The following is a 19,127-nucleotide window of genomic DNA, read 5'->3' on the forward strand; positions in this document are numbered from 1 at the left end:
CCTACGCTCCAATCAACTATTGTATTAGCATTAATGATGATATTAATAAGAAATAGAACACGAGCTAGCGTAGTGTTTTTCCGAAGCGGTGCAATGTGCATATTCTAGCTATTGCGCATAATCTATATTATATGCAAGACGGTTCATACTAGAAAGCTACAATCTCTTAGAGAACAGCCTCGTAGAATAGTTGAGAAAGATAGAAAGATAGGTGTTGTGTTATAGTACAGAGTCATCAAGTAGAAATACTTACATTTTTACGTTATACTAAGTTTAGCGTGCTGGATGGTCACATTCATCACATAGATTTCCATAGCAGTCTGCTTTCTCAAGCATGTCTTGGCCACATTGACTACATTTTTTGCTAGGCAAGTTACGGAAAAACTCAACGATACTAGTTAGCATGTAATACATCCCCCTTTGTATTAGTACACCTATTGTATTATAACAGTATGAAAAATGTCAATATTGTGTTACAACAATCTAACATTGAGGTGAAAAATAATGAAAATGACGGTATTAGGATTTTGGGGAGGCTACCCGGCTCCAGGTGGTGCAACATCTTCTTATTTAGTGGAGAAAAATGGGTTCACATTGCTCATCGATGCCGGTAGTGGGTCCTTATCAAAGCTGCAAAACTATAAACATGTCATGGATTTGGATGCAGTTGTTTTATCTCACTATCATCATGATCACATTGCAGATATTGGTGTGCTACAATATGCATGGTTGGTTCAATCTTATCTCCGAGATAAAAAGGAGATTTTATCCATTTACGGTCACACAGAAAATAAAGCTCGCTTTGAGTCATTGACCCATGAATGTGCAAAAGGGGTTGCCTATGATCCAGATCAACCCCTGCAAATTGGGCCATTTACCATCACCTTTATGAAAACGAACCATCCTGTCCCATGTTATGGCATGCGAATTACGGATGGTGAAGATGTGATCGTTTATACAGCAGATACAGCGTACAAAGAAGAATGGAAAAAGTTTGCCAAAGGTGCTGACTTACTCATTACTGATTGTAATTTCTATGCCGATCAAGACGGTTCAAAAGCAGGTCATATGACGAGTGTGGAAGGTGCAACCATTGCAAAAGATGCTGGTGTCAAACAGCTTCTACTGAGCCATTTGCCACAATATCGCGATACCAATGATTTAGTCCAAGAAGCACAACAAGTATTTAAGGGAGATATCCAATTAGCAACAGAAGGATATATTTGGAGGAAGTAGTACAGTAGTAGTCATTAATTGCGGTGAAAAATGATATAGGCTACACTTAATGTAGAAACAATGATAGGGAGGCTAGAATATGAAATTTATTGATAATAAAGGCATTACAGATCCAATGATCAACTTAGCAATAGAGGAATATATATTAGAAAACTTCGGGGAGAAGGATACATATTTACTATTTTACGTGAACAAACCTTCTATTATTATTGGTCGAAATCAAAACTCTGTTGAAGAAATTAATACAGAATACGTTGATAAGAATGGCATTAAAGTAGTCCGCCGACTTTCTGGTGGTGGTGCAGTATACCATGATGAAGGAAATTTAAACTTCAGTTTTATTACAAAAGATGATGGGGAAAGCTTCCATAACTTTGCAAAATTCACCCAGCCAATTGTGGAGGCGCTAAACAAATTAGGTGTTCCTGCCGAAATGCAAGGAAGAAACGACCTTGCAGTAGAAGGACGAAAAATATCTGGTAATGCTATGTTTTCAACCAAGGGACGCATGTTTAGCCATGGTACATTAATGCTTGATTCAGAAATTGAACATGTTGTTTCCGCATTGAATGTACGAAAAGAAAAAATTGAATCAAAAGGAATTAAATCAGTTAGAAGTCGTGTTGCTAATATTTCGGAGTATCTTGATGAAAAAATTTCGATGGATGAATTTAAAGAGCTGATCTTGCGCCATGTCTTCGATGTGGAAGATGTTAAGGATGTACCACAATACGAATTGACAGATGAGGATTGGGATCGAATTCATCAGATTTCAAAGGAACGATACCAACAGTGGGATTGGAATTTTGGAAAATCACCAGCATTTAATATCCAAGAATCACATAAGTTTGATGGTGGATTAGTTGATGTTCGTCTAGATGTCAAAAAAGGAGTCATTGAAAACTGTAAAATTTATGGGGACTTCTTTGGACTTGGAAGTATTAAAGATTTAGAAGAAGCACTAATTGGTGTTCGACATGAACGTAAAGCGATTGAAGAAGCATTAGCGGATGTGGATGTTTCCCATTATCTTGGACGCATTACCAAAGAGGAGTTTATTAACTTAATTTATTAATAAAATATTAGCTGCACCCCAATTGTTCCACTAATAGGGGTGCAGTTTTTGGGTCACTTCATAGCCATTGTGAAATATTGGATCAAACTATTCGTCGAGATTGATCCATGTTTTTTCATCTGTATTATACGGACAGGTCCTGGAGAGGTGTTAGTGGGTAACCTTTCATAAGGCTTTCGTTATGTCCTATAGATGTAAGGTTGTTTTCGCTATTAGCGGAATGAGGAACCGCCTACTTTCACGGGATGAATCCTCATTCCGTTATTTCCTGAAAAACCCCGTTTGTAGCATGGTCGCGGATCCATTATATGTATGTGAACATTGATAGCAAATTTATTCCCGTCGAAAGTGAACAACTTGTCCGAAACGGAAATCAACGACGCAATTTACGTCGCAATTTATATCAACTATTCATTAAAGTTTATATTTGAAAAAGCAACAATCATCTAGAAAACACCTTTTGGATATTCGTATATTAACATATAAATACAGAAATCTTTCTATCTAGCAAGTAGGCCTTGTTAACGCTTCCACTTGAAAAAGGTGTATATGGTGTCTTATACTAAAAGAAGGGTTAAAATTCAGAAGGGTTGGACAATATTCGATTCCATATCAGTATCACCTGGTTGCAATAGCTATTGTCTGTTAGGAATAGAGACGAATCCTTCCATAACCCTGCTAATTTTTCGCTATATAATGAATGACTATTCATTCACTATATTGTGAAGGGGGAGAGAATGTGAATTTAAGTGATCAATTGTCAATCACAGCTAAGAATCACCCAGATAAGACAGCATTAGTTTTTCAAGACAAAGAAACAAGTTATCGAGAATTAGAAGGCGCAGTAACTAAATTTGCATCAAGTTTATCAGAATTAGGATTTCAAAAAGGAGATCATTTGGCATTAGTAGTTGGAAATAGTCCTTATTTTGTTATTGGACTATATGGTGCATTGCGATTGGGTGCTGTTGTCATCCCGATTAATCCATTGTATACAGCACATGAAATGACCTACATTCTAAAAAATGGGGATGTGAAAGGTGTTATTACAATGGATGTGTTATTGGAGAAGTTTGAGGCGATAGCGGATAAACTACCTGGTATAAAGCATTACATATCATGTGAAAGTGGTGCGGATATTTCACTCGAGGATCATAAGCTTGCTCCGATTCAATCTTTTACTAAGCTCGTACAGGCTGGAAGTGTTGAATTTTTAGCACAAGTACCAACACTTGAACCAGAAGAAACAGCAGTTATTTTATATACGTCGGGTACAACAGGAAAGCCAAAAGGTGCTATGTTAACACATCAAAACCTGTATTCTAATGCAAAAGATGTGGCTGACTATTTAGCAATAAATGGTGAAGACCGTGTTATCGCTGCATTGCCAATGTTTCATGTCTTTTGTTTAACGGTTGCATTAAATGCACCACTTATGAATGGTGGGACAATATTGATTATGCCAAAGTTCTCGCCACAGGACGTGTTCCATATAACAAAAGAACAACAAGCAACTGTGTTTGCTGGCGTACCAACCATGTATAATTATTTATTACAAGCTGCTCAAAAGGAACAGGTTGATCTTGCGGGGATTCGCTTGTGTATCTCGGGAGGTGCGGCAATGCCTGTTGCATTATTAAAAGGATTTGAAGAGGCCTTTGATGTACAGGTATCAGAAGGATATGGTCTCTCAGAAGCATCTCCTGTAACATGCTTTAATCCATTGGATCGACCACGTAAGCCTGGATCTATTGGCCAAAACATTGTGAATGTCGAAAACAAAGTAGTGGATGAGTTTGGGGAAGAACTTCCAGTTGGAGAAGTTGGTGAACTAATTGTACGTGGTCCGAATGTGATGAAAGGCTATTATAAAATGCCAGAAGAAACAGCTGTTGCATTACGAGATGGTTGGTTATATACAGGGGATATGGCACGAATGGATGATGAAGGTTATTTTTACATTGTCGACCGTAAGAAAGATATGATTCTAGTTGGCGGCTATAATGTATACCCAAGAGAAGTAGAAGAAGTAATTTACCAACATCCAAGCGTCTCAGAAGTTGCTGTGATTGGAAAGCCAGATCCTAACACTGGTGAAGCTGTTATATCATTTATTGTGACAAATGACCCTATCAAGGAATCGGAACTAGCGGCTTATTGCAAGGAGCACTTGGCAAAATATAAAGTACCAACTGAATTTGAATTTTTAGACGAACTCCCAAAAAATACTACGGGAAAAATACTGCGAAAAAATTTACGTGAAAAAGTGAAAAGCTAGTAAAGATTAAGATGAGAAGTGTCCTTACGTTTTCGGGACACTTTTTCCATGTATTATACGAATCAATTATTGCCATACTAGTGAAAAGAAAGGATTGATTCGTTATGACACAATCTGATCGGACGCCAGAATTAGCGACATTTACTATCTTAAATCCAGACTTCCATATGATGGATGATGTGTTGAACATGAATCCCCCAATGGAACAATCTATAGAACAACATCACGCAGATCACAATGACTCAAAACGTGACCAATAGTCACATATATATGGATAAATTGTGAACTTTTTGAATATAGTAAATTTGTATTATCTTTTTATTTAAAAATTTGGTAAATTAGTACATAAGCCTCTTCCTTTTCATGTAAAATTGAAAGGGAGATTAAAATGTTCAAAAATTATTTTATTTCATCTTATGAAATTACACCAGTAACCTTAGCTGTCATTGCTCATGTTGATGCAACTGGAAACCATGTGTCATATGTTTTAGAAGAAGAGGGGGATTATTATGTGAGTGTATCCCCTACCAAAATTATAGATCATGCATGTAAATTCTTCGGTTCTAGTTTACGAGGAAGGCAGGATGGGACAAAAGAGATTTGTGGTATCACTCATAAGGCACCTATTTCCATTGATCCGATTAGTGGGATGTATTTTTTTCCAACCTCTTCTCCATCAAGTAATAAATGTTCGTGGATTTCCCATTCCCACGTGACACATGTAAAACCAAGAAATCAGAAAGGCACTGAAATTGTATTTAAAAATGGGAAAACAGCACTGTTGGAAATGTCTCATGGATCAGCGATGAATCAATTGCATCGAACTGCTGAATTTCGCTATCGACTGGATGCTCGGCTTAAGCATTTGCGGAAGCATAATCCTGATATGGTTGCAGAGCCTTAAGCATAAATTCATGGATGAGACTTTCCACTTTTTTACGAATTGCTGGATTAAAGTAATTCCGCTTTTCTTCTCGACCTTGACAAAGAAACAAAAAGGATGTAAAGGAATCATTTTTGTTTAACGTAATCACTTGGATGTCTTTGGCTTTCATTTTTTTACGTAATTGTTTTCGTTCCTCAGTTGCTTCTGTCGTCATCGTCCCTAACAGCTCCATATATGGTTCTTTAATTTTAAAAGCACCTTCTTGAATGTGTTGTGCATCTTGTTTCATTACAACAATTGCCATAGAAAGAAATAAAAATCGTGAAGCTAATTGTAATTCTTCCTCATTGAGATAACGCATAAGGGATTCCTCCTCTGTCGGTCGAACATAAGTTCTATAATTCATTATATGATAAATGGAGAAAAAAATACACTAAAAAAATGAATAGTGAAATGGAAGAGGCATTTATGACATTTGACTAGGCATATGAAATTATTTCGCTTAAAATAAAAGGGGATCGAATAAACTATAGAGAATACGTTTTTTACATATGGATGAGGAGAATAAACAGTATGTTTCTTTACAGCATCATTTCGAATTGGAGAATTATGTATGAAAAAGATCAATTAGACGAATACATTATGCAATTATTAAAGGACTATGAAGCGTTAGGCCCTTTACCTGGCATTATATTTCCTTTTACGGAGGCGTTTCTGCCGTTTCTCCCTTTAGTCGTCTTCGTATTGGTAAATGGTGCAGCATATGGCCCGTTTGAAGGGTTTCTCTGGTCATGGATTGGTGCTAGCGTTGGGGCGATTCTTGTGTTTTTAGTTATTCGTCGATTTCGAGACAAACGTTTTATTAAGGCTGTTCGTCGCAATAAGCAGGTACAGCGCGTAACAGCTTGGTTAGAACGACATGGGTTTGGCCCACTATTCTTATTAATGTGTTTTCCATTTTCCCCTTCGTCAGTCATTAATGTGGTATCTGCGTTGTCCAATATTAGTAGACAACAATTTATTTTAGCTGTTTTACTTGGGAAGTCCGTCATGATTTTTTCGATTGCATATGTTGGGTCTAGTATCGTGGAATTTGCACAGAATCCAGTGAAGACAATTATCGTTGGGATTTGTATTGTTTTATTTTGGGTCGTAGGAAAATATTTAGAAAAACGGTTGGAGAAACGTGCCGAAAAATCCACAACGGAGTGAGAGAAGACGTAAAGACTGTCATACATTGTAAATGTCAATATATGTCGCATAACTTCTATCTTTGGTAAAATGAAGAGATAGAAGTTTTTAATGTCTAAAATGATTTTAATGAGTAGCTGATGTAAAATGCGACGTAACTCACCGTTCCGGCAGAACACTTCGCTTTCACACAGCGTCGGTTTAGTGCTTACCTTATAAGGGATATGGAAAGAAGTCACATTAAAGTTACGACGCATTATATCTAAATTATCACAGGCTATTTGAGATATAAAGCAAGATTAAACTAATCGGAAACGTGAAAGGGGATTGTAATGGGGATCCGATTTATTACAGGAAGAGCAGGTACAGGAAAAAGTGGCCGTTCATTAGATGAAATCAAAGAAAAAATTATAGAGGATCCACAAGGTCCACCAATATTTTATATCGTTCCAGATCAGATGACATTTCAACAAGAAGCTGCTCTGTTTCATGATGAAGCATTAGAAGGGAGTATTCGAGCGCAAGTGGTTAGTTTTTCTCGTCTTGCTTGGCGTGTCCTGCAAGAAACAGGTGGGGCTACAAGAAAGTTTATCAGCTCATTAGGAATTCAAATGATATTACGTAAAATTATTGAAGAGCGAGAAACAGATTGGCATGTATTTCAAAAAGCGATAGAAAAACAAGGATTTTTAGAGCAAGTGGAAGGAATGATTACGGAATTTAAACGCTACGATGTGACGCCAGAAGTTCTTCGGGGACAAATTGAACAAATTAATCAGTTTGTCCATAAGGAAGCAGAAGAAGTGGCATTACACGATAAACTAAAGGATTTAGTTTATATTTATGATCGTTTAACGGCTCACCTGAAAGACCATTACATCGATAGTGAAGACCAGTTACAACTGCTGGCAGATAAGATAAAAGAAGCATCTTTCTTAGAAAATGCGGAAATCTACTTTGATGGTTTTCATCGCTTTACACCAAAAGAATTGCTTGTTGTGGAAGCACTTATGAAAAAAGCAAAGCGTGTTACAGTTACATTGACAGTGGATCAACCAGATCAGAGCGAATTATCGGAACTGGATTTGTTTTACCAAACGAAAGAAACGTATCAATTGTTAAAAACAGTAGCCAATGAGCATAATATAGCGATTGAAAATGACATCGTATTGGATGTAGAAAAGGGACGGTTTCAGGACAAACCAGCCTTTCTTCATTTAGAACGTTATTTTAATGAACGTCCTGCACCATCGTTTGAAGGACAGGTCCCCATTCAAATTGCAGAGGCAGTTCATCCACGTGCAGAAGTAGAAGGGGTAGCACAAGAAATTATTCGCTTAATTCGAGAAGAGAACTATCGTTTTCGGGATATGGCTGTTTTTATTCGACAAACCGATATGTATCATGACTTAATTGACACCATCTTTGAAGATTATGGTATCCCAGTTTTTATCGATGAAAAGCGGCCAATGTTACATCACCCATTAATCGAACTAATTCGGTCTGTATTAGATATTGCGGAAGGGAATTGGCGGTATGATGCGATTTTCCGTGTGTTAAAGACAGGCTTTATTCCCGCAACAGATTCAAATTTCCCACTAGATAATGATGCGATTGATGAACTGGAAAACTATGTATTAGAATATGGCATTCGTTCACGAACGAGTTGGACAAAGAATGGGGACTGGATTTTTCAACGATTCCGTGGGTTTGATCAAGCTGCTCAGACTGATGAGGAAAAACGCATACAAGAACGGATTAATGCATACCGGAAACAAGTTGTCCAAGCATTAAAGCCTTTTGATGAAGCCATACGCAATGTAACGACAGTACAAGAACGATGTGAAGAAGTATATTTATTATTAGAGCACCTAGGTGTACCAGAACGACTAGAGGGAATGCGAACATTTTATGATGATATTGGCCAATTAGAAAAAGGCCGTGAACAGGAACAAGTATGGGATGCAGTCATTCAACTATTAGATGAAATGGTTGAAATGGTAGCGGAAGAGGCCATGACCTTGTCCACTTTCCGTTCGACATTGGAAGCTGGGTTTGAATCATTGACCTTTTCCCATGTTCCACCAAGCATGGATCATGTCATTGTTGGTACGATTGATCGCTCCCGTATAAGTGGGGTCCGTAGTGCCTTTTTACTCGGTGTGAATGATGGGGTATGGCCAATAAAGCCACAATCAGAAGGGATGATTAATGAACAAGAACGTGAATTACTGCGTGATCATGGCTTACAGTTAGCTGAGAGTAGTAAACGACAATTATTAGATGATTGGTTTTATATGTATATAGCCTTTACAGCAACTAAGGATCGTTTGTGGGTTAGTTATCCACTAAGTGATGAAGAAGGGAAGGCAAAGATGCCATCTCAATTAGTGAAACGACTGGAGGATTTATTCCCAGTTTGCCAAGATCACTTGCTTTTACAAGACCCAGATGAGTTAGTAGATGCTGAACGCTTTATCACAACACCATTGAAAACACGTGCAGCGTTAACAGCACAATTAGCACGTGAACAAAAGGGATATCCAATCAAACCCGTATGGCGACATGTTTTAAACTGGTATGTGACACATCATGAGAAATATGATACAACCTATCGTATTTTACAAAGCTTATTTTATCAAAATCAGCCAGTCAATTTGGAAAAAGAAACAACAGAACAATTATATCCGAAACAATTAAAGGCTAGCGTTTCTCGATTTGAAATGTATCATCGTTGTTCCTATCAGCACTTTGCCAATTACAGCTTGGGCTTGGCAGAACGTAAAACGTATAAGCTTGACGCACCAGATATTGGTCAGTTGTTCCATGAAGCATTGAAAAAAATTATGGAATGGATTCAAGCGGAAGGAAGAGAATTTGCTAGCTTGACGAAAAAAGATACCAATCAGTATGCACAAAAGGCGATTACGAATTTAGCACCAATTTTGCAACACCAAATTTTACACAGTTCGAATCGTTATCAATATATTCAACGGAAACTACAGGAAGTCATTGCGCGTGCTACCTATGTGTTGAGTGAACAAGCAAGACATAGTGAATTTTCGCCAGTTGGACTTGAGCTTGGCTTTGGGATGAATCAACAAGATAGCCTACCACCAATTACCTTATCCTTGGCAAATGGCTATGAGCTTTTGTTACGAGGTAGAATCGACCGTGTTGATAAGGCACAGTATGAAGATAAGCTAATGCTACGAATTATTGATTATAAATCAAGTGAAAAAGACATTAATCTAGTGGAAGTATATTATGGACTAGCCTTACAGATGTTAACGTATTTAGATGTTATCTTAACACATTCGGAAACATGGCTTGGGATGAAGGCAACCCCAGCTGGTGTGTTATATTTCCATGTCCACAACCCGTTAATTAAGGGACAACCTGGAATGACAGAAGAAGCAATTGAAGACAAAATTAGAAAAGAATATAAGATGAAAGGGTTACTCTTAGAGGATGAACAAATTGCGCAATTAATGGATACCTCTCTTGCTAGTGGATCTAGTGATATTATTCCTGCGGGGATTAAAAAAGATGGTACGTTCAATAAAAACTCTAAGGTACAGGATGAAGCGACATTTGGTCGACTGCAGCAACATATTCATCACATTATGAGCCAAGCTGGAATTGATATCACAAATGGTGGGGTGCACTTAAATCCATACCAACATAAGCAAAAAATACCATGTACGTATTGTCCGTTTCATGCCGTGTGTCAATTTGACCCAACCCTTAATGACAATGATTACCGGAGACTGAAGGATTTGCAGGATGATGACATTTTAGAACGTGTCCAGAATGAGGGGGACAATGAATGGTAAATTGGACAGAAGAACAAGAACAGGCGATTTACACAGATGGAAGTGATATATTAGTTGCCGCAGCAGCAGGGTCAGGGAAAACAGCTGTCCTTGTGGAGCGAATTATCCAAAAGCTGTTGAATAAGGAGAAACCAGTCGATATTGACTCGTTGTTGGTTGTCACTTTCACCAATGCTGCGGCACAAGAGATGCGGAATCGGGTTGGATTGGCACTAGAACAAGCATTAGTGGATGACCCAACATCAAATCATTTAAAGAAACAATTATCACTATTGCAACGTGCATCAATCTCAACACTTCACTCGTTTTGTTTAGAAGTCGTAAAGCAATATGCCTATTTACTGGATATCGATCCTTCTTTCCGGATTGCCGATGATATGGAAGCTGATTTGTTAAAACAAGAAGTGATGGCAGACTTATTTGAGGATTGGTATGGAACAGAAGGGGAAGAACAAGAGCAATTTTTTGCTGTGGTAGATCGTTTTTCCAATGATCGTAGTGATACCGCGGTAGAAGAGCTTGTGCTAAATTTGTATACTTTTGCCATGCAAAATCCGCGGCCAGAAAAATGGCTTACCCAATTAGCAGACGTCTATGAGATCCCAACAGATTGGAAAGAGTCTGATCTCTCTTGGTTAGAGATCGTGAAAAAAGAGGTTGTTAGTAATTTAGATGCGATGGAACAAGAAATTGAATTAGCCTATAAGTTAACACGCGAAAGTGATGGTCCTTATCATTATAGAGAGGCATTGGATCAGGATTGGGAAATGTTACAACAAGCGCGACACAACTTGCATTCCTGGGATGCGTTACAAGAAGTGATAGCTACAGGTAAATTTGCAACCCTTTCACGTAAACGTGTTGACTGTGATAAAACGAAACAAGAAAGGTTCAAGGCGTTACGAGAAAACTATAAAAAACGTTGGTCAGAGATGAAGAATGACTTGTTTAGCCGAAAATTAGAAAGCCATATAGAAGACATGCGTACCCTAGCTCCTGTGGTTCGCCAGTTAGCAGAGTTAGTAAAACAGTTTAACGACCGTTTCACAGGTGAGAAGCGAGAGCGTGGCATTGTGGATTTTTCTGATTTAGAACATTTATGTTTAACGATTTTGATGGATGATTCATCAACAGATGATAACCCACGTCCTTCCGATGTCGCTTTGCAATTTCAGCAACAGTTTACCGAAGTGCTTGTGGACGAGTATCAAGATACAAATCTTGTCCAGGAAAGCCTTTTACGTTTAATTAGTGATCAAGAAGGTCCTGGAAATATGTTTATGGTTGGGGATGTGAAACAGAGTATCTATCGTTTTCGTCACGCGGAACCAACTTTATTTATTGACAAATACAAACGTTTTGCAGCAAGTGATCATCCAGCAACTCGAATTGATTTAGCACGGAACTTTCGTAGTCGGGAACATGTATTAATAGGTGCTAATTATATATTCAGACAAATTTTAGATGAGGATCTAGGTGAAATTAACTATGATCAAGATGCCGAATTAATCTATGCTAATCACATGTACGATGAATTGCCACACACAGATGCAAACCCAGAACTTCTTATTATTGATCGAGAGGCTAAGGAGGAACAAGAGGAATCAGAGGGTCAAAAAGAAAGCTTTGAGGATTTGGAAAAAGCACAGATAGAAGCACGTGCTTATGCTGCCAAAATTAAACATTGGATTGGACAAGGAACCGAAGGGCCAATGCAGGTTGTGGATAAAGCAACTGGATCGCAGCGGGATATCCAATATCGTGACATTGTGATATTACTAAGATCCATGACATGGGCGCCAACGATTGTAGATGAACTGAAAAAGCAAGGTATCCCCGTATATGCGGAGTTGTCAACAGGATATTTTGAAGCAATTGAAGTGAAGATTATGCTTAGCCTGCTTAAAGTAATTGATAATCCAAGACAGGATATTCCATTAGCCTCTGTGTTACGGTCACCTATAGTTGGGTTAAATGAGGAAGAATTAGCACAGATTCGCTTAGCTGATCGCAAAAATACGTATTATGATGCCTTGAAGAAATACCAAAAAGAACACACTGGGACACTTACGAAAAAAATTGATTATTTTATCGCGTTGTTAGAGGAATTTCGCCTAGCTTCTAGACAAGGTGCTCTCTCTGAACTGATTTGGGATATTTATCGCAAAACAGGTTATTACGATTTTGTAGGTGGGATGCCTGGTGGTCGCCAACGTCAAGCAAATTTAAGAGCATTATATGACCGTGCGAGAGGATATGAAGCAACCTCATTTCGTGGTTTATTCCGGTTCTTGCGTTTTATCGAACGGATGGAAGAACAAGGCGATGATCTTGGTGCAGCACGTGCCTTAAGTGAGCAAGAAGATGTGGTTCGAATCATGACCATTCATAAAAGTAAGGGTCTAGAATTCCCTGTTGTCATCCTTGGTGCCATGGCTAAAGAATTCAATTTCCAAGATATTAAACAGCGCTATTTGTTGCATAAGGATCTTGGACTTGCTACTAAATTTATTGATCCTGTCAAACGGATAACATATGATACGTTGTATTTGGAAGCAATGAAAAAAGAGAAAGAACGCGAACTGCTATCAGAAGAAATGCGTGTCTTATATGTTGCGTTAACAAGAGCAAAGGAAAAGCTATTGATGGTAGGAAATGTTGCCTCTATTGAAAAGAAACTAGAAAAGTGGCAGAGCATGGTCGATCACGCTCAATGGGTTCTCCCAGCATATTTTCGAAAAAAGTCGAAAACGTATCTTGATTGGGTAGGACCAGCCTTAATTCGCCATCAACAAAGTGATGTGCTACGTCATGATGAATTGAATGATGCTGTGTTAGAAGAAATTCGTATTGATCCATCCGAATGGCAAATTACAATTGCTCATGGTAGTGAATATACGAACCTATCGGAGGCGACCGAAAAGCCAAGTGAAACAATCGAAAAAACAATTCGAGATTGGGAGACGTTGCCAGTAGATGATGGGAGTTTAGATCAGTATGTTTCTGATCGACTTGATTATGAATATCCCTATCAAGAAGCAGCTAAATCCCGTGCAAAACAAACTGTTACAGAAATTAAGCGACAACGCGAGATAAAAGATGAATATAGTGCACAGGAATTATTTAAACCATTCCGCGCTCCGATTGTGAAACGACCACAATTTATGCAAAAGGAAAAAAAGATATCAGCAGCAGAACGTGGAACCGTCATGCATACTGTTATGCAGCATATTTCGTTTGAAAAGCCATTAAACGAACAAGAAATCCGCGAATTTCTAGAATCACTAGTTGCTCGTGAAATTTTAACAAGTAGTGAAGCAGATGTGGTGGATGCACAGGCCATTCAAGTGTTTTTTAAATCAGATTTAGCGATTGTGTTGCAACAGGCTACCACCATTCATCGTGAAGTGCCGTTTAGTCTGTCATTACCAGCAAAAGAAGTATATGCGAATTGGTCAAGTGACACAGATGAAAATGTATTAGTTCAAGGTGTCATTGATTGCGTAGTGCCAACAGATGATGGGTGGATGATTATTGACTATAAAACAGATGCGATTGATGAGGAAGTAACAGAGGAACTGAAGCAAAAATTAGCAAAACGGTATGAAACCCAAATGAAATTGTATCGCGAAGCCTTAGAAAAAATTTGGAAACAACCAGTAACAGCGTCGTTTCTATATTTCTTTGCCTTACAAGATAGTATTGAACTTGATTAATAGTTGGACTGAGCTTGACTGGTGCAAAGAGACCGAGCCTCAGCATATGTTAATAAGTAGCTCACTTATGATGGAGAAAATCTAAATTAACAATCGAAATGGTATATCAAATCACATTAGTGATTGGTATGCCATTTTTAGTTGATATAACAAAGCTTATTAATAAATAACCTCTCTTTTAACAGTAAAAATAGGACTCGAATTACATATTGCTAACAGGCGTTGGTAAAGTGGAAATTAGAATATATTTGTCCTTCATACAGTGTCAAGGTCAATTGCATCGAACAATGATAGGGAATCAGCCGATAGACAGGTTGTCAAGACCGATCGTATTTTGAGAAAGTTTTGTCCGTCATCACCCATCTTTGGCCCTTTGTTGGTAAAATCTTATGCTATTCGTTATGTGATTTATCGCTTCCTCCAAGGTAAGTGAACTACTTAATATGTTAGGGATGGTCTCTTTTTGCTCTTGTGGTTTTGGCACGTAGACTTAACCTCCGTGAACGACAACTGAACGTTGCCACGTGACAACCGAACCTCGCCTCACGATGACCGATTCTCATCACACAGGTAGACCAAGACTCGCTTTATACAAAATAATTAACTAAATGTGTCGATATCGTTACAAATTGTAATATTTATAAAAAGCGTTAAAACCTTGTCCTGACAGGGGTTCTAACGCTTTTATAATGTGTTTGTAGAAAAAAGCACTCTAAAATCTAAAGGGTGTTAGCAAAATCACACCCTGTTGTGATTGAATTCACTTCGATGAGAACGATTCCCAAATAAGATGTAAGTAAGAAATCTAAAGGGAGGTTGATTTTCATGGAAATGAATAAAGTTAACCCTGAAGAGCAAGTTGGCAAAAATGAGGAACAAGAGCATTCAAACAAAGGAGCTTTTGCTTCATCCATGATTTTTGTTGGAGGATTTATTTTTCTATTGTATATAGCAATTTATTGGTTGTATATGGCTCAAGTTAATATTTAAAAGGAGGAAGAAGATTATGCATCGTCATGAGAAAATATGGTTAACGTTAAGTACTGCAATGATTGTTGGATTTTTTCTAATCGCAGGCTATCAAACATTTGCATTAGAAATGGGACCGCCAAGTCACTCAGAAACCATTGATCCGCAAAAAGTAGATGAAATAGAACCATTTGATGAGCCTGGTGTCTATGAAGTAGGCGAGAATAAATATGAAGTAGTGATGACACTTCAAATATTTTCATTCACGCCAAATGAGATCGAGATTCCAGCAGGTTCTGAGGTAACATTTACAATGACATCAAAAGATGTAACACACGGCTTTCAAATTGCTGGCACAAATGTGAACGCAATGGTTATGCCAGGATATATTTCGAAAATTACGCAAACATTTAATGAACCAGGTGAATATTTAGTGCTATGTAACGAATATTGTGGCGCTGGTCACCAAATGATGTCTACGACCATTACGGTTAAATAAAGGAGGGAAGTCAGATGGCTTTAGCTGAAACAATTAAAACGAAAGCAAACGAAGCGATGGGTGTTAACCCTTTAGATGCTAAAATATCGAAATCATATTTTACTGTAACTTTTCTAGCATTATTAATTGGTGGTATTCTCGGTTTAGTTCAAGGACTGAACCGTGCTGGATTATTTGAATTACCATCATGGTTAAATTACTATCAAGTATTAACAGCACATGGACTATTGCTTATTCTCGTATTTACTGCATTCTTCACCATTGGCTACTTCTATGCTGGTTTATCCCACACATTAGGTGGATTACTACCGAAAGTAAGAAAGATGGTATGGATCGGTTTTTGGATGAAGATTGTTGGGTTCGTATTTGCAGTTGTTCCAATCATTATGAATGAAGCATCTGTTATGTACACATTTTACCCACCAATGGCAGCATCACCTTGGTTCTATATCGGATTAGTATTTATTGTATTAGGTGTATGGATGGCTGCATTCGGTGCATTTATCCAAGTTGCTAACTGGAGAAAAAATCATAAAGGGCAACATCTACCAATTCTTTCATTCTTTGCAACTGGTGTGTTTGTACTATTATTCTTCTCAAGTATTCCAGTAGCAATCGAAGTGTTCATGATTATTCCATGGGCATTTGGCTGGATGGAAACAATCAACGTTATGCTAAGCCGTACGTTATTCTGGGCATTCGGGCATACATTAGTTAACATATGGTATATGACAGCACTCTCAGCATGGTATGTTATCATACCTAAAGTTATCGGTGGTAAACGCTTTAGTGATACATTAACTCGTGTTGTCGTTATTTTACTAGTTGTTTTAAATATCCCTGGTGGATTCCACCATCAAATCATTGACCCAGGTATCTCTGAATCAGTTAAATATATGCACGTATTCATGAGTTTAGCAGTTGGATTCCCATCATTAATGACTGCTTATGCAATGTTCTCCGTATTTGAACGTACAGGACGTGCAAAAGGAGCTAAAGGCTTATTTGGATTCTTTAAAAAATTACCATGGGGCGATGTTCGCTTCCTAGCACCATTTATCGCAATGGTTGCATTTATCCCTGCTGGGGCAGGTGGTATTGTTCAAACAACAAACCAATTAGACCAAGTAGTGCATAACTCATTATGGATTGTTGGTCACTTCCACTTAACATTAGCAATGACAGTAGCACTAACATTCTTTGGTGTTGCATACTGGTTAATTCCACGGTTATCAGGACGTGTACTAACTAAGAAAATGAATAAAATAGGTGTTATCACAACAATCATATGGACAATTGGTATGTCCACTATGGCGATTGCAATGCACTTAGTAGGATTATTAGGATCACCAAGAAGAACTTCTTATACAACTTATGGTGATAATGCAACAGCATTAGGATGGGATCCATATTTAATCTTCTTAGCTGTTGGAGGCACACTCTTAATTGTTGCTGTAGTTATGCAAGTATATAACATGTTCCACTTAATGTTCCGTGCACCTAAAGGTGAGGAAGAATTTCCAATTGGAGAAGAAGAAGAGAATGCAAGTAAAACACCGTTCTGGACAGAACGCTGGAGTCGTACTATTTTAATTATGCTTATTATTGTAGCAATGGCTTACGTAATTCCAATAGTAGACTTCATCGGCGACCCAGGATCACCACCATTCAAAACATGGTAAACAGTAAAAGTTGCTTGCCCATCAATAGTGGTTCGTCGTACAACAAAAAGTGGTGACATTAGTCGAACATACTAAAAACGATTGTCATTAGATGTAATTTAAAAGCAACAAGGGATAGCTTATCTGCTCGGGCTATCCCTTTTTATTCAAATATATGTTCAAAGAGTCACAAGTTTAACACTATTTAGGATAATAAAACGAAAATAAATATCATCATCATTTATTAGACAGTTTTTTCCTGCAATTAACGTACAACATGGCTTTTTTAAAAGATATCATGAGGAAGCTAAGATTTTGAAGGAAGTGATTGTGATGATCAAAAACAGGCATAATACGATCGCGATAATCGTTGTCATCTTATTTGGTGTTGCGTTATTTTATATTGGCACAGATGGATTTCAAGCATTTACAGCAGAAACGGCAAGAACAAATGATTTACTCGAGGAACAACCAAAGTTTCCAGAAGTAACATTGGAAGATAGTAAAGAGCGCGTTTATCCGATTTCTGATTTTGAAGGAGATTATTTATTTATTACGTTTATGTACACATCTTGTACAGATGTCTGTCCCGAATTAGAGATGAATATGCTACAAGTTTATAAGCAGCTTCCTGAAAAATATATTGGAGAGGACATTAGATTCTTAAGTATTAGCTTTGATCCAGAGCGTGATGACCCCGAAACATTAACAAAATATAGAGGATACTTTGAAAGTGATGGAGAAACGTGGCGGATGGCGCGAATCCCTGATCAAACGGAATTAGATAACTTGTTAGAAGAATTCGGCGTTATTGTTATTCCTGATGATGCTGGAAATTTCACGCATAATTCTGCATTCTATTTAGTGGATCCCGAGGGTTATTTAATTGATGTGATGGATTATAAAGAACCAGACAAAGCAGCAGAACGAGTAAAGACGATTCTTGATCAAGAAGTGGGGGGATAATAGATGACACAGGTAATCGTAGGCCTTGTTTCTTTATTGTTTCTTATGCTTCCCCCTGTTGTAGATATATTAGAATCCATTATGATTATTCATATGCACATGCAAATGCCTTTATTGGTCATTACGGGAGCACTAATGGCACCATTTTTCCAAAAAAAATTTCCTGCGTTCTTTGCTAAATTTAATACAAACGGAATTCCAGGTATCTTGCTATTTATGATTATTATGTTTTATTGGACGATTCCACGGACAATGGATGATGCACTAACGATGCCATTAGTTGAGATCTTTAAATTTATTAGTTTACCATTTTTGGCTGGTGTACCTTTACGTGACAGCTGGAATAAGCTTTCAACAGTTTGGAAAAATGTAACATTTATTATATTTTTCATTCAATTTACAGGGATGGGGATTTTATATATTGTATCACCAGTTCAATTATGTAATAACTATTTGGTCATGGAACAAGTAACCCTGGGCTGGGGGTTTATTACCATGGCAGCCGCAATACTCATTTATTTAATTCAATTACTGTTCATTAATCCATCTGATTATGAATAAAGCGGATAGCTCCAGTTGGCGAGCTATCCTTTTTATTTAGCAGAAAGCATAAAAACTTTCCTACTGCATAAGTGCAATTTAAGGCTATCGCCGAAAAGGCTTGGCTTATGCTTGGCAGATAAGAAACTACTTACTGCATAAGTGCAACTAAGGCTTTCGCCACTTGGCGACAAGCCAAGTTTTCTAATCGGGGGTAATCAAGGCGCTTCTAGCTTTTGTTCCACGTTAGGAAAGTATAAAATTTTAGCTAAGA

At 37.8% G+C, this 19,127-nt stretch carries 15 protein-coding genes; 13 read left to right on the forward strand and 2 right to left on the reverse strand.

The window, feature by feature from the left end:
• Positions 1-273: 273 nt before the first annotated feature.
• Positions 274-405, reverse strand: a complete 132-nt coding sequence (gene yhfH, locus GHC26_RS14570; RefSeq protein ID WP_163971986.1) for a protein YhfH — start codon at positions 403-405, stop codon at positions 274-276.
• A gap of 99 nt (positions 406-504) precedes the next feature.
• Here yhfH and GHC26_RS14575 point away from each other — a divergent pair, with 99 nt between their 5' ends.
• From GHC26_RS14575 to GHC26_RS14595, 5 genes are all read left to right on the forward strand, one after another.
• Positions 505-1,236: an MBL fold metallo-hydrolase gene (locus GHC26_RS14575; protein ID WP_163971987.1), complete on the forward strand. Its 732-nt coding sequence runs from the start codon at positions 505-507 to the stop codon at positions 1,234-1,236.
• A 79-nt stretch (positions 1,237-1,315) separates the two neighbouring features.
• On the forward strand, positions 1,316-2,311 hold the full coding sequence (locus GHC26_RS14580) for a lipoate--protein ligase (RefSeq protein ID WP_163971988.1): 996 nt from the start codon (positions 1,316-1,318) through the stop codon (positions 2,309-2,311).
• Between the two features lie 739 nt (positions 2,312-3,050).
• The gene (locus GHC26_RS14585; protein ID WP_163971989.1) at positions 3,051-4,589 is read left to right on the forward strand and encodes a fatty acid--CoA ligase family protein; all 1,539 of its coding nucleotides are present in this window, start codon (positions 3,051-3,053) and stop codon (positions 4,587-4,589) included.
• 104 nt (positions 4,590-4,693) lie between these two features.
• Complete coding sequence (locus GHC26_RS14590; RefSeq protein ID WP_163971990.1) at positions 4,694-4,849, forward strand: hypothetical protein; 156 nt, start codon at positions 4,694-4,696, stop codon at positions 4,847-4,849.
• Between the two features lie 128 nt (positions 4,850-4,977).
• The gene (locus GHC26_RS14595; protein WP_163971991.1) at positions 4,978-5,493 is read left to right on the forward strand and encodes a competence protein ComK; all 516 of its coding nucleotides are present in this window, start codon (positions 4,978-4,980) and stop codon (positions 5,491-5,493) included.
• Here GHC26_RS14595 and GHC26_RS14600 read toward each other — a convergent pair.
• Positions 5,447-5,836, reverse strand: a complete 390-nt coding sequence (locus tag GHC26_RS14600) for a hypothetical protein (protein WP_163971992.1) — start codon at positions 5,834-5,836, stop codon at positions 5,447-5,449. The genes GHC26_RS14595 and GHC26_RS14600 overlap by 47 nt on opposite strands.
• A 212-nt stretch (positions 5,837-6,048) precedes the next feature.
• Here GHC26_RS14600 and GHC26_RS14605 point away from each other — a divergent pair, with 212 nt between their 5' ends.
• The 8 genes from GHC26_RS14605 (at position 6,049) to GHC26_RS14640 (ending at position 18,874) form a co-directional block, all read left to right on the forward strand.
• Entirely contained in the window at positions 6,049-6,687 is a 639-nt protein-coding gene (locus GHC26_RS14605) for a TVP38/TMEM64 family protein (RefSeq protein WP_163971993.1), read from the forward strand.
• Positions 6,688-6,998: 311 nt separating this feature from the next.
• Positions 6,999-10,502, forward strand: a complete 3,504-nt coding sequence (gene addB, locus GHC26_RS14610; RefSeq protein WP_163971994.1) for a helicase-exonuclease AddAB subunit AddB — start codon at positions 6,999-7,001, stop codon at positions 10,500-10,502.
• Complete coding sequence (addA, locus tag GHC26_RS14615) at positions 10,496-14,218, forward strand: helicase-exonuclease AddAB subunit AddA (protein ID WP_163971995.1); 3,723 nt, start codon at positions 10,496-10,498, stop codon at positions 14,216-14,218. The genes addB and addA overlap by 7 nt, the downstream gene beginning before the upstream one ends.
• A gap of 825 nt (positions 14,219-15,043) precedes the next feature.
• A complete protein-coding gene (locus GHC26_RS14620) occupies positions 15,044-15,208 on the forward strand; it encodes a hypothetical protein (protein ID WP_163971996.1) in 165 nt (54 codons plus the stop codon).
• A 16-nt stretch (positions 15,209-15,224) separates the two neighbouring features.
• The gene (locus GHC26_RS14625) at positions 15,225-15,686 is read left to right on the forward strand and encodes a cytochrome c oxidase subunit II (RefSeq protein ID WP_205599232.1); all 462 of its coding nucleotides are present in this window, start codon (positions 15,225-15,227) and stop codon (positions 15,684-15,686) included.
• 14 nt (positions 15,687-15,700) lie between these two features.
• Complete coding sequence (locus tag GHC26_RS14630; RefSeq protein WP_163971997.1) at positions 15,701-17,368, forward strand: cbb3-type cytochrome c oxidase subunit I; 1,668 nt, start codon at positions 15,701-15,703, stop codon at positions 17,366-17,368.
• A gap of 312 nt (positions 17,369-17,680) precedes the next feature.
• Positions 17,681-18,313 carry an SCO family protein gene (locus GHC26_RS14635; RefSeq protein WP_163972040.1) on the forward strand — a complete coding sequence of 211 codons (633 nt, stop codon included), beginning with the start codon at positions 17,681-17,683 and terminating at the stop codon, positions 18,311-18,313.
• A 3-nt stretch (positions 18,314-18,316) separates the two neighbouring features.
• Positions 18,317-18,874, forward strand: coding sequence for a hypothetical protein (locus GHC26_RS14640; protein WP_163971998.1), 558 nt, complete (start codon positions 18,317-18,319; stop codon positions 18,872-18,874).
• Positions 18,875-19,127 lie beyond the last annotated feature (253 nt).

It is taken from the genome of Oceanobacillus halotolerans (genome assembly GCF_010993955.1).
Classification (GTDB): domain Bacteria; phylum Bacillota; class Bacilli; order Bacillales; family Amphibacillaceae; genus Oceanibacillus_A; species Oceanibacillus_A halotolerans.

Bases quoted from the DNA above. Each gene is read 5' to 3' on its own strand.
- yhfH (WP_163971986.1), bottom strand. From the start codon at position 405: ATGCTAACTAGTATCGTTGAGTTTTTCCGTAACTTGCCTAGCAAAAAA.
- GHC26_RS14575 (WP_163971987.1), top strand. From the start codon at position 505: ATGAAAATGACGGTATTAGGATTTTGGGGAGGCTACCCGGCTCCAGGT.
- GHC26_RS14580 (WP_163971988.1), top strand. From the start codon at position 1,316: ATGAAATTTATTGATAATAAAGGCATTACAGATCCAATGATCAACTTA.
- GHC26_RS14590 (WP_163971990.1), top strand. From the start codon at position 4,694: ATGACACAATCTGATCGGACGCCAGAATTAGCGACATTTACTATCTTA.
- GHC26_RS14595 (WP_163971991.1), top strand. From the start codon at position 4,978: ATGTTCAAAAATTATTTTATTTCATCTTATGAAATTACACCAGTAACC.
- GHC26_RS14600 (WP_163971992.1), bottom strand. From the start codon at position 5,836: ATGCGTTATCTCAATGAGGAAGAATTACAATTAGCTTCACGATTTTTA.
- GHC26_RS14605 (WP_163971993.1), top strand. From the start codon at position 6,049: ATGTTTCTTTACAGCATCATTTCGAATTGGAGAATTATGTATGAAAAA.
- addB (WP_163971994.1), top strand. From the start codon at position 6,999: ATGGGGATCCGATTTATTACAGGAAGAGCAGGTACAGGAAAAAGTGGC.
- addA (WP_163971995.1), top strand. From the start codon at position 10,496: ATGGTAAATTGGACAGAAGAACAAGAACAGGCGATTTACACAGATGGA.
- GHC26_RS14620 (WP_163971996.1), top strand. From the start codon at position 15,044: ATGGAAATGAATAAAGTTAACCCTGAAGAGCAAGTTGGCAAAAATGAG.
- GHC26_RS14625 (WP_205599232.1), top strand. From the start codon at position 15,225: ATGCATCGTCATGAGAAAATATGGTTAACGTTAAGTACTGCAATGATT.
- GHC26_RS14630 (WP_163971997.1), top strand. From the start codon at position 15,701: ATGGCTTTAGCTGAAACAATTAAAACGAAAGCAAACGAAGCGATGGGT.
- GHC26_RS14635 (WP_163972040.1), top strand. From the start codon at position 17,681: ATGATCAAAAACAGGCATAATACGATCGCGATAATCGTTGTCATCTTA.
- GHC26_RS14640 (WP_163971998.1), top strand. From the start codon at position 18,317: ATGACACAGGTAATCGTAGGCCTTGTTTCTTTATTGTTTCTTATGCTT.